12 protein-coding genes and 1 pseudogene are annotated in these 15,442 nt (G+C 58.7%); 9 read left to right on the top strand and 4 right to left on the bottom strand.

Annotated elements, in window-relative coordinates:
* Nucleotides 1–67: 67 nt before the first annotated feature.
* The 4 genes from galT to gpmA all read left to right on the top strand — a co-directional run bounded on the left by galT (nt 68) and on the right by gpmA (nt 4,191).
* The gene (galT, locus tag JNO11_RS05425; protein WP_089414463.1) at nt 68–1,114 is read left to right on the top strand and encodes a galactose-1-phosphate uridylyltransferase; all 1,047 of its coding nucleotides are present in this window, start codon (nt 68–70) and stop codon (nt 1,112–1,114) included.
* Entirely contained in the window at nt 1,111–2,259 is a 1,149-nt protein-coding gene (gene galK, locus JNO11_RS05420; protein ID WP_010669660.1) for a galactokinase, read from the top strand. Before galT ends, galK begins: the two co-directional genes overlap by 4 nt.
* Nucleotides 2,253–3,287: a galactose-1-epimerase gene (galM, locus tag JNO11_RS05415; protein WP_325177040.1), complete on the top strand. Its 1,035-nt coding sequence runs from the start codon at nt 2,253–2,255 to the stop codon at nt 3,285–3,287. Before galK ends, galM begins: the two co-directional genes overlap by 7 nt.
* A 151-nt stretch (nt 3,288–3,438) precedes the next feature.
* Nucleotides 3,439–4,191, top strand: a complete 753-nt coding sequence (gene gpmA / locus JNO11_RS05410) for a 2,3-diphosphoglycerate-dependent phosphoglycerate mutase (protein ID WP_033756988.1) — start codon at nt 3,439–3,441, stop codon at nt 4,189–4,191.
* A 204-nt stretch (nt 4,192–4,395) separates the two neighbouring features.
* Here the strand turns inward: gpmA and aroG are convergent, their stop codons facing one another.
* The gene (aroG, locus tag JNO11_RS05405) at nt 4,396–5,448 is read right to left on the bottom strand and encodes a 3-deoxy-7-phosphoheptulonate synthase AroG (protein WP_325177039.1); all 1,053 of its coding nucleotides are present in this window, start codon (nt 5,446–5,448) and stop codon (nt 4,396–4,398) included.
* A gap of 287 nt (nt 5,449–5,735) precedes the next feature.
* Here aroG and JNO11_RS05400 point away from each other — a divergent pair, with 287 nt between their 5' ends.
* From JNO11_RS05400 to zitB, 4 genes and pseudogenes are all read left to right on the top strand, one after another.
* Nucleotides 5,736–6,104: a YbgS-like family protein gene (locus JNO11_RS05400; RefSeq protein ID WP_022626030.1), complete on the top strand. Its 369-nt coding sequence runs from the start codon at nt 5,736–5,738 to the stop codon at nt 6,102–6,104.
* A 98-nt stretch (nt 6,105–6,202) separates the two neighbouring features.
* A pseudogene (locus JNO11_RS05395) lies at nt 6,203–6,785 on the top strand (response regulator transcription factor).
* Nucleotides 6,786–6,799: 14 nt separating this feature from the next.
* Complete coding sequence (locus JNO11_RS05390; RefSeq protein WP_325177648.1) at nt 6,800–9,844, top strand: ATP-binding protein; 3,045 nt, start codon at nt 6,800–6,802, stop codon at nt 9,842–9,844.
* Entirely contained in the window at nt 9,822–10,805 is a 984-nt protein-coding gene (zitB, locus tag JNO11_RS05385) for a CDF family zinc transporter ZitB (RefSeq protein WP_325177038.1), read from the top strand. The genes JNO11_RS05390 and zitB overlap by 23 nt, the downstream gene beginning before the upstream one ends.
* Here zitB and pnuC read toward each other — a convergent pair.
* From pnuC to JNO11_RS05370, 3 genes are all read right to left on the bottom strand, one after another.
* Nucleotides 10,802–11,521, bottom strand: a complete 720-nt coding sequence (gene pnuC / locus JNO11_RS05380) for a nicotinamide riboside transporter PnuC (protein WP_325177037.1) — start codon at nt 11,519–11,521, stop codon at nt 10,802–10,804. The genes zitB and pnuC overlap by 4 nt on opposite strands.
* A 24-nt stretch (nt 11,522–11,545) precedes the next feature.
* A complete protein-coding gene (nadA, locus tag JNO11_RS05375; protein WP_010260151.1) occupies nt 11,546–12,607 on the bottom strand; it encodes a quinolinate synthase NadA in 1,062 nt (353 codons plus the stop codon).
* 126 nt (nt 12,608–12,733) lie between these two features.
* Nucleotides 12,734–13,276 carry a methylated-DNA--[protein]-cysteine S-methyltransferase gene (locus tag JNO11_RS05370; RefSeq protein ID WP_325177036.1) on the bottom strand — a complete coding sequence of 181 codons (543 nt, stop codon included), beginning with the start codon at nt 13,274–13,276 and terminating at the stop codon, nt 12,734–12,736.
* Between the two features lie 158 nt (nt 13,277–13,434).
* Between JNO11_RS05370 and JNO11_RS05365 the strand changes: the two genes are divergently transcribed.
* Complete coding sequence (locus JNO11_RS05365; RefSeq protein ID WP_325177035.1) at nt 13,435–14,910, top strand: AlkA N-terminal domain-containing protein; 1,476 nt, start codon at nt 13,435–13,437, stop codon at nt 14,908–14,910.
* Nucleotides 14,911–15,442 lie beyond the last annotated feature (532 nt).

Raw genomic sequence — 15,442 nt, 5'->3', positions numbered from 1 at the left:
CGGGCGCGCTGATGTGCTACTTTTTTACCGATGCCTCTTTGGCTTTTGACGCTTACCAGGATCTAACATGGAAAAATTCAACCCGGTCGATCACCCGCATCGCCGTTACAATCCACTGATTGATCAATGGATTTTAGTTTCACCTCATCGGGCCAAACGTCCGTGGCAAGGCGCGCAGGAAACCCCGGCGGTCAATACGTTACCGGCGCACGATCCGGACTGCTTCCTGTGTGCCGGAAACACCCGCATCACCGGCGACAAAAACCCGGACTATGCGGGCACCTACGTCTTTACCAATGACTTTGCTGCGCTGATGACCGACACGCCAGACGCGCCTGAGAGCGACGATATCCTGATGCGTTGTGAAAGCGCTCGCGGCACCAGTCGGGTCATCTGCTTCTCGCCCGATCACAGCAAAACCCTGCCGGAGATGTCGCTGAACGCGCTGGAAGAGGTGGTGCGTACCTGGCAGGCAGAGACCGCCGATCTGGGTCAGCACTATCCCTGGGTGCAGGTGTTTGAGAACAAAGGCGCGGCGATGGGCTGCTCCAACCCGCATCCGCATGGTCAGATCTGGGCCAACAGCTTCCTGCCGAATGAAGCGCAGCGTGAAGATGATCATCAGCGCGACTATTTCGCTAAACATGGCTCGCCGATGCTGGTCGATTATCTGGCACGTGAACAGCAGGATGGCAGCCGCACCGTGGTGGAAACCGATCACTGGCTGGCGGTGGTGCCGTGGTGGGCCGCCTGGCCGTTTGAAACCCTGCTGCTGCCGAAAGCGCACGTCAAACGAATTACCGACCTCAATGAGGCGCAGCGTACCGACCTGGCGCTGGCGCTTAAGCTGCTGACCAGCCGCTACGACAACCTGTTCCAGTGCTCATTCCCCTACTCCATGGGCTGGCACGGCGCGCCGTTTAACGACGAAGCCAACGATCACTGGCAGTTGCATGCTCACTTCTATCCGCCGCTGCTGCGCTCAGCAACGGTGCGTAAATTTATGGTTGGCTATGAAATGCTGGCCGAAACCCAACGCGATTTAACGGCGGAACAGGCGGCGGAACGTCTGCGTTCTGTCAGCGACGTTCACTTCCGTGAGGCACAACAATGAGCTTAAAAACCATCACGCAGCAGCTTTTCTCTGACACCTTCGGTTACGCCGCTACGCATACCATTCAGGCACCGGGCCGCGTTAACCTGATTGGCGAGCATACCGACTATAACGACGGCTTTGTGCTGCCGTGCGCCATCGATTACCAGACGGTGATTGCCTGTGCCCGCCGTGACGATCGCCAGATTCGGGTGGTCGCGGCGGATTATGAAAATGCGCAGGACACATTCTCTCTCGATGAAGAGATCGTCAGCCTGCAGGAACCGATGTGGGCCAACTATGTGCGCGGCGTGGTGAAACATCTGCAGCAGCGACATGCCGATTTCGGCGGTATCGATATGGTGATCAGCGGCAACGTGCCTCAGGGCGCGGGCCTCAGCTCATCTGCGTCGCTGGAAGTGGCGGTCGGCACCGTGGTGCAGCAGCTCTATAATCTGCCGCTGGATGGCGCCGCCATTGCCGTGAATGGTCAGGAAGCGGAAAACCAGTTCGTCGGCTGTAACTGCGGCATCATGGACCAGTTGATCTCCGCGCTGGGCCGGAAAGATCACGCCATGCTGCTCGACTGCCGCACGCTGGGCACGCGTCCGGTGTCGATGCCGGAAGATATCGCGGTGGTGATCATCAACTCCAACTTCCGTCGTACCCTGGTTGGCAGCGAATACAACACGCGTCGTGAGCAGTGTGAAGCGGGCGCGCGTTTCTTCAATAAGAAGGCACTGCGTGACGTTGAACTGGCCGAGTTTGAAGCGGCACAGGCGCAGCTCGACCCGCAGGTGGCAAAACGCGTGCGTCACGTTCTGACCGAGAACGCCCGCACCCTGGAAGCAGCCGATGCGCTGACGCAGGGCGACCTGACCCGTATGGGCCAGCTGATGGCCGAATCTCACGCCTCGATGCGTGACGACTTCGAGATCACCGTGCCACCGATCGATACCCTGGTAGAGATCGTGAAAGCGCAGATCGGTGAGCGCGGCGGCGTGCGTATGACCGGCGGCGGCTTTGGTGGCTGTATCGTCGCGCTGATGCCACTGGACCTGGTCGATCAGGTCAAAGCCGCCGTAGCGGAGCAGTATGAAGCAGCAACCGGCATCAAAGAGACCTTCTACGTCTGCAAAGCCTCTGAAGGAGCTGGCCAATGCTGAACGACGTCAACTCCCATGCGCCCGACGGTCAGCCGTGGCGCATAACGGTGCTGCGCAATGCCAACGGCATGCTGGCCACCTTTATGGACTGGGGCGCAACCTGGCTCTCCGCCCGCGTGCCGATGCAGGATGGCACGGTGCGTGAAGCGCTGCTCGGCTGCGCCACGCCCTCTGACTATCTGCATCAGGATGCCTATCTGGGCGCGACGGTCGGCCGCTACGCTAACCGCATCGCCGGGGCGAAACTGAATAAACTGAATCGCCAGCTGGTGCCGAACCAGGGCGCACATCAGCTGCATGGCGGACCAGAAGGCTTTGATAAGTGCCGCTGGCAGATTGTCAGCCAGTCTGACAGTGAGGTGCACTACCGCATTGATTCGCCTGATGGCGATCAGGGCTATCCCGGCAATCTGATTGCCGATCTGCGCTACCAGCTGGATGACCAGAACTGCCTGAGCATTAGCTATGAAGCGCGCTGCGATCAGCCCTGCCCGGTCAATCTGACTAACCACGCCTACTTTAACCTTGATGCGCATCATGGCGACGCTCGCCAGCATCGCTTACAACTGCACGCCGACCATTATCTGCCGGTCGACAGCGAAGGCATCCCGAATGCGCCGCTGAAAGAGGTTGCCGGAACCAGTTTTGATTTCCGCGAGGCCAAAGTCGTGGCACAGGAGTTTCTGGCAGACGACGACCAGCGGGCGGTGAAGGGCTATGACCATGCGTTTCTGCTCAACAGCACAGGCGACGACACTCAGCCTGCGGCAGAACTCTGGTCGGAAGATGGCAGACTGCAACTCAGCGTGACCACTTCGGCACCGGCATTGCAGTTCTACTCCGGCAACTACCTGGCGGGCACCCGTGCCCGCGAGCAGGCGAGCTATACTGCATTTCAGGGTATTGCGCTGGAGAGCGAATTTTTACCGGATTCGCCTAATCATGCTGAGTGGCCTCAGCCTGATTGCTGGCTGCAGCCGGGAGATCGCTGGGAATCCGTGACGCGTTATCGCTTCACGCCACGCTGAGCCTCCGGCTGAAAAACGCGCAGTGCGTCACACACAGGCTTACGCGCTGCCCGCTTTTCCGTTATGGTATGGCGCAATCAGCTCGCGTGTCAGGCGGGCAGCAGCAGGTTTCCAATCTCACAGAAACATCACAGTATTAAGGAGTTAAGCTATGGCTGTAACTAAGCTGGTTCTGGTGCGACACGGCGAAAGCCAGTGGAACAACGAAAACCGCTTTACCGGTTGGTATGATGTTGACCTTTCTGAGAAAGGTCGTGGCGAAGCCAAATCAGCAGGTCAGCTGCTGAAAAAAGAGGGCTTTGTTTTCGATTTCGCTTACACCTCAGTACTGAAGCGTGCCATTCACACGCTGTGGAATGTGCTGGATGAGCTGGATCAGGCCTGGCTGCCGGTTGAGAAAACCTGGCGTCTGAACGAGCGTCACTACGGTGCGCTGCAGGGTCTGGATAAAGCGGAAACCGCTGCCAAATATGGTGATGAGCAGGTTAAGCAGTGGCGTCGCGGCTTTGCCGTTACTCCGCCAGAGCTGGATCGTTCAGATGAGCGCTTCCCGGGCCATGATCCGCGTTACGCGAAACTGACCCCAGAGCAGCTGCCAACCACCGAAAGCCTGGCGCTGACCATCGACCGCGTTATCCCTTACTGGAACGAAACCATTCTGCCGCGCATCAAAAGCGGTGAGAAAGTGATCATTGCCGCACACGGCAACTCACTGCGTGCGCTGGTGAAATATCTGGATAACCTGAGCGAAGATGAAATCCTCGAACTGAACATCCCTACCGGCGTACCGCTGGTCTATGAGTTCGATGAAAACTTCAAACCGCTGAAACGCTACTACCTGGGCGACCAGGATGAGATTGCCGCGAAAGCCGCAGCCGTTGCGAATCAGGGTAAAGCGAAGTAATTTCTCGCTGAAATGCAAAAAAGGCCAGACTTTCGTCTGGCCTTTTTTTATTGGGCTGCGCGCACGGACGCTGCGCACTGTGTTCGTTGTCAGAATAAAGAGATCAATGAGCCAGGCAACAACTGATTGGCTCAAATCGCAGGGAATATGGTCAGAGGCACAATCCTCAACGCGAACCGGGTCAGACCTTGTCAGTTATCCCACTCAACCGCGGCGCTGTTTAACCGCTGCCGCCAGCTGACGCAGCACCTTGTCCGTATCTTCCCAGCCGATACAGGCGTCGGTGACGCTTTTGCCATAGACCAGCGGCTCGCCGCTCTCCAGGCTCTGGTTGCCCTCCACCAGATGACTTTCAATCATCACACCGACAATCGCCTGCTCACCGTTAATCAGCTGCTGTGAGACATCGTCTGCCACGATCATCTGACGCTGGAACTGCTTGCTGCTGTTGGCATGGCTGAAATCGATCATCACCTGCTGTGGCAGAGCCGCTTTTGCCAGGCCCTCTTTGACCTCTGCAACATGCTGCGCACTGTAGTTCGGCTCTTTGCCGCCGCGCAGAATGATATGGCAGTCACCGTTGCCGCTGGTTTCCACAATGGCGGAGTGACCATACTTCGTCACAGAGAGGAAACAGTGCGGCGATCCCGCCGCGTTAATGGCATCGATCGCCACCTTAATGGTGCCATCGGTGCCGTTTTTGAAGCCGACCGGACAGGAGAGACCGGACGCCAGCTCACGGTGTACCTGGGATTCCGTGGTGCGCGCGCCAATCGCGCCCCAGCTCATCAGGTCAGCCACATATTGCGGGGTAATCATATCCAGAAACTCGCCCGCCGCCGGTAAGCCGCTGTCGTTAATATCCAGCAGCAGTTTACGCGCCAGACGCAGACCGTCATTGAGCTGGTAGCTGTTATCCATGTAGGGATCGTTGATCAGCCCTTTCCAGCCCACCGTGGTGCGCGGCTTTTCAAAATAGACCCGCATCACCACTTCCAGCTCGCCTTTCAGCTCATCACGCAGCGCCAGCAGGCGGTCGGCATACTCTTTTGCCGCTTCAGTGTCATGAATTGAGCAGGGGCCGATCACCACCAGCAGGCGATCGTCCTTGCCCTGCAGGATCTGATGAATCGCCTGACGGGCCTGTGAAACGGTCTGTGCAGCACGATCGGTCGCCGGGAATTTTTCGAGCAGCGCAACCGGAGGTAACAGCTCTTTAATCTCTTTGATGCGTAAGTCATCGTTCTGGTAATTCATACTGATTCCATATTATTTCTGGCCCGGCGCCCGCCGGACACAACCTGCCCAATGTAGCCCGAAGCGCCTGGGGTGTAAATTCCCGCTGCGGGTTAAATGTGCGGGTGATATTTGCATTAATCAGGTTAGCGACTAGACTTTTTAATGGTAAGCACTGAGGAACGTCCCGCTTACCAAATTAAATCACCCTGTTTAAGCCAACCGGCGAATTATATTTCGTCAGGGATTTTCTTACCCGAAATTGCACCTCTGGGCTTAAAGCATCTTCATTTATTAACGGGAGCATAATGATGAAAAAGTTTGCCTTACTCTTTTTGACAGCAGCAATGACACTGAGCAGCGGTGCGGTACTGGCTGCAGACAGCAGCAGCAATAACGGTACATCGAATCAGGCAGCCAGTGCAGGTGCAGCAGCGGGCGGAGCGAAAGAGAATCTGCCGCCAAATAATGTCGATAACAGCAAAATTAATAACACTGGCAACGATACCAATCCTGCAACGTCTGGCAGCACCACCAGCCATGGTAATATGTCTGCTAACGAAATGGACCAGAACGCCCAGTGTAAAGATGGTAAATGTCCGAACATCAATAAAAAAGTTCAGACTAAAGTGGGCGGCGGTGACGTAGATACCAAAACCGACGGCACCACCCAGTAATTCTGTTTAGCCAGGAGAGCTGACGCTCTCCTGGTTTTTCTCCCCTCTGTCCCACTCTTCCGCTATGCTAATCCTGTGAATTTTACAGGAAATCCTTCATGGCCGTTTTGCTTCTGATTGACGATCATCCGCTGGTTGAAGTGGCACTTGAAGCCGCTCTGAGCCAGTCGCCCATTCCGGTTCAGCTCCTCTCTGCCAGCAGTGAAAAAGCCGCCCGTCCCCTGCTTCAGCAGCCACTGGACATCATCGTGCTGGATATTGGCCTGCCGGACAGCGATGGGCTGGAGTTCCTGCGTCGCCTGAAGATCCATCGACCCGACTGTCCGGTATTGATCTACTCTGCTCAGCAGACCCGCCACTATGTGCGTCGCGCCCAGGCGCTGGGTGCCGCCGGTTATGTGGTGAAGAGCCAGCGCATGGCGCAGCTGCTTAGCGCTATCCTGGCGGTGCTGGGCGGTCAGACGGCGTTTCCGGTGGTGGATGATGAACCGGAACTCCCGCTGACCCAGAAAGAGCGTCAGATTCTGGCGCTGCTGGCCAGCGGCCTGTCCAATCTGCAAATCGCCGCCCAGTTGCACATCAGTAACAAAACAGTCAGCACCCATAAAAAAGAACATTCTGGAAAAAACCGGCGCCCGTTCGGTGGTGGAACTGGCTGACCTGTGGAAGGCGCAGCAGTGAGAACTCTCCTGCTGATGCTGCTGTTGCTGTGCGGCTCCGTTCTGGCTGAGGTGCGTCCGGTGAGCAGCATCAATCTGCCGATGATGCTGCCGATGACACACGCGGAAACCATGCAAGGCAAAATCCTGCGCGTCGGTCTGCTGGAAGAGAACCACGCCCCCTGGGCGATGCGCATCGGCAACGACCTGTATGGCATCAATGCTGACTATCTTTCCGCACTGCGCCAGCTGACTGGCGCGCAGTTCAGCCTCAACCTCTACAGCGATCAGCCGCATCTGATGCAGGCGCTGAACACCGGCCAGATCGATTTTGCGCTTGGCATGTGGATTTATCCCCTGCCAGCCGGCACCCTGAGCAGCGATAACTGGTACAGCAGCCCGCTTCGGGTCTACCGCAATCAGCAAAACCAGCGTGCCGTGATGTTTAACAGCCAGAATGCCCAACTGGCGATCAGCGAAAGCACGCTGGCACAACTGCCGCCTGCGCTGGCGGCCCGCCACAGCTGGCGACGCTACAGCAGTGACCTGCAGGCGCTCTATACCCTGCTCAATCAGCAGAATGATTATGTGGTAGCGGATGAAACCAGCGCCGGATTTCTGCTAAGCCAGCTGCAACAGGGCCAGATTTATCAGATCGCCTCACACATCGAGGCCGGACAGCTCAACCTGCGCGCGGTCTCCCGCGATCCGGAGCTTATCAGCTGGATTAATCAGAGCCTGCGTCAGTTGCCAGCAGAACTGATGAACACGCTACAGGCGCGCTGGAGCAGTACCCTGCCGCGCTACCAGGATACGCAGACCCTGATGCTCAGCCCCACTGAACGCGCCTGGATTGCCGATCATCCGCGTATTACTTACACCGCCGAACCGGACAACTATCCCTGGAGTTATCGCGATGCCAGCGGGACCGCCAGAGGCTATGGCGTGGATTTGCTGAAAGCGATAGCCCAGAGCACCGGCCTGCAGTTTGAACCGGTGTGGGTCAGCAATCCGCGTCAGGCGAACACGCTGATCGGCCAGCAGCAGGCGATGCTGCAGCTGATGCAGCCGCTGAACGGCGATGCGATGCAGAGCACCTCGCTGCCGGTGTGGCGCGCGCTGTGGGGCATCTACAGCCTGCAGCCCGATACGCTGGCGCACTGGCGCGACCTGCGCGGCAAGCGGGTCGGCGTGTTGCAGGATGACCTGGCGCTGCGTCTGCTGCCTGCAGATCTGCAGCCGCAGCAGTTTGCCGATCGCAATAGCCTCTATGATGCGCTGGCAAAGGGGCAGATCGATGCGCTGGTCGATAACGTGCTCTCCGCCCGCTGGCGTATCGCCAGCCGCGATGATGCGCGCATCCATCTCGCCTTTGCCGCCAGCGACATCGCCTGGCCGATCGCGCTGGGTGTGACGCCTGACCAGCCGGTGCTGCGCACCCTGCTTGATCGCGCGCTGCAGCAGATCCCGGCTGACACACAGAGTCAGATGCGCGACAGCTGGTCAACCCCGCCGCAGCCCGGCAGCGTGATGGTGATGCGTTCGCTGCCGATGATGGTGCTGGCGGTAGCGGGTGCGGCCATTGCGCTGCTGCTGTTGCTGCTGGCGCGCCGCTACTGGCAACAGCGCCGGGAGCGTCAGCAGCGTGAACAGGCTGAGCACGCCAATGCGATGAAGAGCCAGTTCCTGGCAACCGTCAGCCATGAGCTGCGCACGCCGATGCAGGCGATCCTCGGACTGCTTGAGCTGGAGAAGCAGCAGCACAGCAGCCAGAACCTGACGCTGCTGCACAGCAGTGCGCAATCGCTGCTGACGTTGCTGAATGATCTGCAGGATCATGCGCGCATCGAGAGCAACAGTTTTACCCTGGCTCCCCGTCCGCTGGCGCTGGCGCAGTGGCTCAATCAGCAGCAGCACTTTTATCATCCGTTAATGCGCGAAGACGGCCCGCATCTGATCGTTGAGGCGCTGACGCCGCTGCCTGATGCCGTGATGATCGATGCCGATCGCCTGCAGCAGGTGGTCAACAACCTGATGACCAATGCGCTGAAATTTACCCGCCATGGCGCGATTCGCCTGACGCTGGCCGCACAGCAACAACAGTTGATTCTGACGGTGAGCGACAGCGGCAGCGGTATTCCGCCAGAGGAGCAGCAGAAGCTGTTTGACCCCTGGTATCAGGCACCGTCCGGTAAATCGGTTTCGGTGCAGGGCAGCGGCCTGGGGCTGTTTATCTGCCGGGAAATGGTGCTGCGGATGGGCGGCGACATCCGGCTCGCCTCTGAACCCGGTCACGGCACCCAGGTCACCGTGACGCTGCCACTGGCGGTCTGCGCACCAGCAAACCACGTGGATGAAACTGCCCTGCCCGACCTTCCACAACTGCGGGTGGCGATTGTCGATGACCATCCGACCAATCTGCTGGTGATGCAGCAGCAGCTGTCGCGTTTTGCGATTCAGGCTGACATCTTTGAGCAGGGACGCGCACTGCTGCAGGCCGATGCGCAGCAGCCTTATGACCTGCTGTTTATCGACCAGATGATGCCGCGGCCTGACGGCACGCTGCTGCTGCGGATATTGCGGCGGCGTGACCGTCAGCGGAAGCGTCAGGCGATGCGGGTGCTCTGCTCCGCGGATGCCCAGCTGCTGTCGCGACCGCTGGAGGCGCGGGAGCGGGTAATGATAAAACCGGTGCAGTTAGCCGATCTCAGCGCGCTGCTGGCAGAGTGGCAGGCAGATCCGCTGGCGGCGCTGGATGACAATTTGTGGCAACTGGCACAGCAGAATGAGAAATTCCTCCGCCGTCTGAGCCAGACGCTGCACAGCACGGTGACACAGGATCTGGCCGTGATGCGCGAAGCACGCGAGCGCGAGGCGTGGATACCGTTCGCCGAAGCGGCACACCGGATGAAAGGAAGCTGGTTACTGGTGGGACTGGAGCAGGGCGCACAGCTCAGCCAGCAACTGGCGGAGCAGGCAAAACAGCATCAGGACACGTCTGAGACGTGGCAATTACTGATATTATTAGCAAACAGGTTACTGAAAAAACTGGAATCTTATGGCACATACCCACACTCATAGCGGGCAGGATAGTAATCGCACGCGTCTGGCGGCCGCCTTCGGGGTGACCGTTGTCTTTATGATGGCTGAAGTGATTGGCGGCTGGCTCTCGGGTTCACTGGCGTTGCTGGCGGACGCCGGGCATATGCTGACCGATGCCGCCGCGCTGCTGATGGCGCTGCTGGCGGTGCAGTTCTCGCGCCGTAAACCCAATGCACGCCACACCTTTGGCCTGCTGCGTCTGACCACGCTGGCCGCATTTGTTAACGCCATTGCGCTGCTGGGCATTACCGCACTGATCGTCTGGGAGGCGGTGCGCCGCTTTGCCGACCCGCAACCGGTGACCGGCGGCCTGATGCTGGGGATTGCTATTGGCGGCCTGCTGGCCAATATTCTGTCGTTCTGGCTGCTGCATCACGGCAGCGAAGAGAAGAATCTCAACGTGCGGGCCGCGGCGCTACATGTGATGGGCGACCTGCTTGGCTCGGTGGGTGCGATTGTCGCGGCGGTGATTATTATGCTGACCGGCTGGACCCCAATCGATCCGATTCTGTCGTTGCTGGTGTCACTGCTGGTGCTGCGCAGCGCTTGGGCGCTGCTGCGTGAGAGTCTGCAGGAGTTACTGGAAGGGGCGCCGCGTTCGCTGGATGTGAACCGGCTGATACGGGATCTCACCCTGAACATCGCAGAGGTGCGCAATGTTCACCATGTGCATCTGTGGCAGGTGGGCGAAAAGCCGCTGCTGACGCTGCATGCGCAGGTGATCCCGCCTTACGATCACGATGCGCTGCTGCATCGTATCCACGACTATCTGCGCCAGCACTATCAGATTGCGCATGCGACCGTGCAGATGGAGTATCAGCCCTGTGCCGGTGCCGAGTGTGAACTCGGCTTAAGCGGCGCTGCCGCCACCGGCCATGACCACAGCCATTCACACGACCATGAGCATGCTCATGCTAAAGGCGAAGCGCACACTCACTAAGCCGACAGCGCGCGGGAACCCTGTTGCCGCGCGCTGCGGATCCACATGCGTGAGCCGTTCAGCGCAATCAGCGTCAGAATCACATACTCCAGCGACATCGCATAGACGCCCTGACGGGCAAAAATCATCACGCTAATCACGTTGATGATGACCCACAGCAGCCAGTTCTCAACATATTTGCGCGTCATCAGCACCATCGCCGCAATCGACAACACCATCATGCAGGAGTCCCAGAACGGGAACGCATCCGGCTGCAGCGCGGGCATCGCCACCGACAGGCCAACGCCGTTCATCAGCGTGACGGCCGCACGGGTTAACAGCGCAAACACCGGATCGATATAGAGGGTCATCAGCGCAATCGCAATCACACAACCCGCCGTCCAGGCCAGCGCCTTAGGCAGCGGCAGCCAGCGGATTTTCAGCGCCGCCTGATGATCGGAGGTTTGCCGACTCCAGGCGTACCAGCCGTAGATATTGGCGGCAAAAAAGAAGAGCTGCAGCAGCAGGCTGGCGTAGAGCTGGATCTGAAAGAAAATCACCGCAAACAGCGTGACGTTAATCAGGCCAAAGGGATAGTTGATGATTTTTTCCAGGCTGGCAAACCAGATGCAGAGTAAGCCCGCCAGCGTGCCGATAGCCTCAATCCATGAGAGATCGTAGCCTCCGGCACCCAGAGGAATGTGAACCAGAATATTGTGTGTGCTGAAGAAGTCCATGCTGAGCACCTGTCCGGAAAACGCTTAGGCGTTTCCCTTCACGTTGAGTTTAAGTTCCGCTGCAAAGGATAGCATGCGATTAAGCGGCAGTAACGCCGCCTCACGCAGCGCCTCATCCACCTGAATCTCATGTTCCATCCCACCCGACTCCAGCGCCTCTGCGATGGCTTTAAGGCCGTTCATCGCCATCCAGGGACAGTGAGCACAGCTGCGGCAGGTGGCACCTTCACCGGCGGTCGGCGCTTCAAGCAGCTCTTTATCCGGCACCGCCTGCTGCATTTTGTAGAAGATGCCGCGATCGGTCGCCACAATCATCTGCGGATGCGGCAGGGATTTGGCGGCCTGAATCAGCTGGCTGGTCGAGCCGACCGCATCCGCCAGATCGACAATCGCCTGCGGTGACTCAGGATGCACCAGCACTGCCGCGTCGGGATAGAGCGCTTTCATACGCTGCAGCGCCTGGGTTTTGAACTCGTCGTGCACAATGCAGGCACCCTGCCAGCAGAGCACGTCCGCACCCGATTTTTGGGTAACGTAGCGGCCAAGATGGCGATCCGGCGCCCAGATAATTTTTTCGCCCAGACTGTCGAGGTGCTCAATCAACTCGACCGCAATGCTTGAGGTCACCACCCAGTCGGCCCGCGCTTTTACCGCCGCCGAGGTATTGGCGTAGACCACCACAGTGCGATCGGGATGGGCGTCGCAAAAGGCGTTAAACTCTTCAATCGGGCAGCCGAGATCCAGTGAGCACTCCGCCTGCAGCGTCGGCATCAGTACGGTTTTCTCCGGGCTGAGGATTTTGGCGGTTTCCCCCATAAAGCGCACGCCCGCCACCAGCAGTGTCGTCGCCGAATGGTTGCTGCCAAAGCGTGCCATCTCCAGCGAGTCGGAAACGCAGCCGCCCGTCTCTTCCGCCAGCGCCTGAATTTCCGGATCGGTGTAGTAGTGCGCCACCATCACCGCGTTTCGCGCCTTCAGCAGCGCTTTAATTTTCTCACGGTAGAACGCCTTCTCGTCGTCACTCAGACGGGCGGGTTTGGGCGGAAAGGGATAAACGGCGCTTTCTGGATCGAACATCACACTCATGACACAGCTCTCGTTTTGTCTAATTAACGAAAATCGCCTGTTCCGGCGACTTATGGCGTTGAATCCGCCATCGTGTTTTATATGCTAAACACGATAGCGGAAAAGCCTTGCTGTGTCGTGCGATATTTATTCTGTCTGCATCACAGCGCCGACCCTGACGGGCTGCGTTTCATCTGCCAGTACCAGCGGTTTTTGCGGCGCTTCCAGTGCCAGCAGAAAGGCTTTGATATCCAGCCCACCCGCAAAGCCGGTCAGCTTGCCGTTGGCTCCAATCACGCGGTGGCACGGTGCGACAATCGAGAGCGGATTACGCCCATTGGCCGCCCCGACGGCACGCACCGCCAGCGGATGGCCGATCTCCCGCGCAATCTGGCTGTAGCTGCGCGTCTCACCAAACGGGATAGCCACCAGCGCCTGCCAGACTTTTTTCTGAAACTCAGTGCCGACAAAATCGAGCGGCAGCTCAAAGCAGCGACGAGCACCGGTGAAGTACTCGCTGAGCTGACGCTCAGTTTCGATCAGAATGGGATGATCGTCATCGCGCGTTTGCGGCAAAAACCGGGTGCGTTTTGGATCGTCGTTTTCCCACAAAATACCCGCCAGGCCGCTATCGCTGGCGACCAGTTTCAGTTCACCCACCGGGGTGACTATCGGTTTGAAGTAGTACATGGTGATTCTCCCGTCACGGTTCTGTCGCCTATTATCGCACTTTTCATCAGCCTGACTGGCTGTTTTCGGTCATGGCGATAAACTGTTGTGCTGTCCGAAAACAGCCAGTCTGCCGGGATTCACCGGTGTAGGCTGCGCTTATTTACCGGAGAACTGCCATGCTCGATCCCGACATTGCCTATCAGGCGCTGACCTCTCGTGATACCCGCTTTGACGGCGTTTTCTTTGTTGGCGTGACCTCAACCGGTATCTATTGTCGTCCGGTCTGCCCGGTCAAAGCGCCGATGCAGAAGAACTGCCTTTTCTTCAGCAGCGCCGAAGCGGCGGAGAAAGCCCGCTTTCGCCCCTGCCTGCGCTGTCGGCCCGAACTGGCACCCGGTAATGCGCCGGTTGATCAGCCGCACCGTGTGGCAGAGCGGCTGGTTCAGCGTATCGAGGAAGGCATGCTGGAGGAACGTGAAGGACTGGAGGCGATTGCCGCTGAATTCGGTATCAGCCTGCGTCAGCTGCGCCGTATCGTGCAGCAGGAGCTGGGTGTCTCGCCGCTGGAACTGAAGCAGACGCGGCGCATGCTGCTGGCTAAACAACTGCTGACCGAAACCCGACTGCCGATTATTGACGTTGCCTATGCCAGCGGCTTTGGCAGCCTGCGGCGCTTTAATGATGTTTTCCAGGCGCGTTACCGCATGACGCCAGGCGCGCTGCGCAGGGACGATACGGGCTCTCAGTGTGCGCAGCCCGGCGACCGCGTGACGCTGCGGCTGGCCTATCGCCCTCCCTATGACTGGGCGGCGATGCTCTGGTTTTTGCAGACGCATCTGATGAAAGAGGTCGAGGCGGTGGAAGATGGCTGCTGGCGACGCACCGTGGTGCTCGGCCGCTGCCGGGGCTGGGTTTCTGTTTCGCATCTGCCGCAAAAGAACGCGCTGCAGGTGACGCTCTCAACCTCGCTGACGCCGGTTCTGCCTCTGCTGCTGCGCCGTCTGCGCGATCTGTTCGATCTCGACGCACAGCCGCAGCGTATCGCCGCCTGTCTGGCGCAGGACCCACTGCTGGCACCCAGCCTGATCTCGCATCCGGGTCTGCGTGTGCCTGGCGCATTCGACGCCTTTGAGCTGGGCGTGCGCGCCATTATCGGCCAGCAGGTGACGGTCAAAGCGGCCACCACGGTCAGCAGCCGTTTTGCCGCCGCCTTTGGCGAACCCTGTGAGACGCCGTTCGCCGATCTGACCCGCTACACCGCCCATCCTGAACGCATCGCCGCACTGACGGTAGACGATGTCGCGCCGATGGGGATTGTCAGTGCCGCCCGCTCCCGCGCCATCATCGCCTTTGCAAATGCCTGCGCCAGCGGAGATCTGCGTCTTAGTGCCGCTCAGGCGCCAGACGAGGTCATCAAAAAGCTGGTCAGCCTGCCGGGTATTGGTCCCTGGACCGCGCACTACATCGCGATGCGCGCTTTGCGCTGGCCGGATGCCTTTCCCAAAGAGGATATTGCCATCCGGAATAACCTGGGCGGCATGTCATCGAAAGAAGCGGAGGCGCGATCGCAGTCATGGCGTCCCTGGCGCAGCTATGCAGTGATGCATATCTGGGAGAGCCTGGCAGTAGCAAAGGCAAAGAAAAAGCCGTGACGGTTGATGTAAGGATGCAGATAGTCTGCCCTGATCTGCATAGTCGGTATCGCAGAAACTAAAAATGCAGAGCCTCTTCCAGACTGCTTACAAACTCGCACCCGACTGAATCTGACCGCAACGAAAAAGCTCAACGCGCAGGGAACAGGGTCAGAAGAGAATGGCGCGGGCCGACAGCCATCGCCAGAGGCTTTTCCAGACTGCTTACAAACTCGCACCCGACTGGATTTGGCCGCAACGAAAAAGCTCAACGCGCAGGGAACAGGGTCAGAAGAGGAAAGCGTCCCGCGCCTGGGACAAAAACGCCGGGAGCGTTTTTGAACAACGCAACGCGTTGGCCCGGCTACGGGCGCACCTCAGGGATGAGGTGCGTAATCGCGCGGGTTGAGCAGGTCATGGATTGGCTTTAGCGTCTTTCCGATCTGACCCTGTTCTCTGCGCAGGCTCGATCAAACAGCGGGCAGCGACAACCTCAAGCCCTTGAGGTGTTTTGCTTCTTCAAAGTGAGTTAGTGCCGCAGAAACAAAAAAAG

The organism is Pantoea sp. 1B4, from assembly GCF_016925765.1.
Lineage (GTDB): Bacteria > Pseudomonadota > Gammaproteobacteria > Enterobacterales > Enterobacteriaceae > Pantoea > Pantoea agglomerans.
Note: the sequence above shows the minus strand (reverse complement) of the source record. Positions and strands in the feature narration are given on the sequence as shown.

Coding starts and splice junctions, on each gene's coding strand:
- gpmA (WP_033756988.1), top strand. CDS start 3,439: ATGGCTGTAACTAAGCTGGTTCTGGTGCGACACGGCGAAAGCCAGTGG.
- galM (WP_325177040.1), top strand. CDS start 2,253: ATGCTGAACGACGTCAACTCCCATGCGCCCGACGGTCAGCCGTGGCGC.
- nadA (WP_010260151.1), bottom strand. CDS start 12,607: ATGAGTGTGATGTTCGATCCAGAAAGCGCCGTTTATCCCTTTCCGCCC.
- pnuC (WP_325177037.1), bottom strand. CDS start 11,521: ATGGACTTCTTCAGCACACACAATATTCTGGTTCACATTCCTCTGGGT.
- galK (WP_010669660.1), top strand. CDS start 1,111: ATGAGCTTAAAAACCATCACGCAGCAGCTTTTCTCTGACACCTTCGGT.
- JNO11_RS05365 (WP_325177035.1), top strand. CDS start 13,435: ATGCTCGATCCCGACATTGCCTATCAGGCGCTGACCTCTCGTGATACC.
- JNO11_RS05390 (WP_325177648.1), top strand. CDS start 6,800: ATGCTGCTGTTGCTGTGCGGCTCCGTTCTGGCTGAGGTGCGTCCGGTG.
- JNO11_RS05400 (WP_022626030.1), top strand. CDS start 5,736: ATGATGAAAAAGTTTGCCTTACTCTTTTTGACAGCAGCAATGACACTG.
- galT (WP_089414463.1), top strand. CDS start 68: ATGGAAAAATTCAACCCGGTCGATCACCCGCATCGCCGTTACAATCCA.
- zitB (WP_325177038.1), top strand. CDS start 9,822: ATGGCACATACCCACACTCATAGCGGGCAGGATAGTAATCGCACGCGT.
- aroG (WP_325177039.1), bottom strand. CDS start 5,448: ATGAATTACCAGAACGATGACTTACGCATCAAAGAGATTAAAGAGCTG.
- JNO11_RS05370 (WP_325177036.1), bottom strand. CDS start 13,276: ATGTACTACTTCAAACCGATAGTCACCCCGGTGGGTGAACTGAAACTG.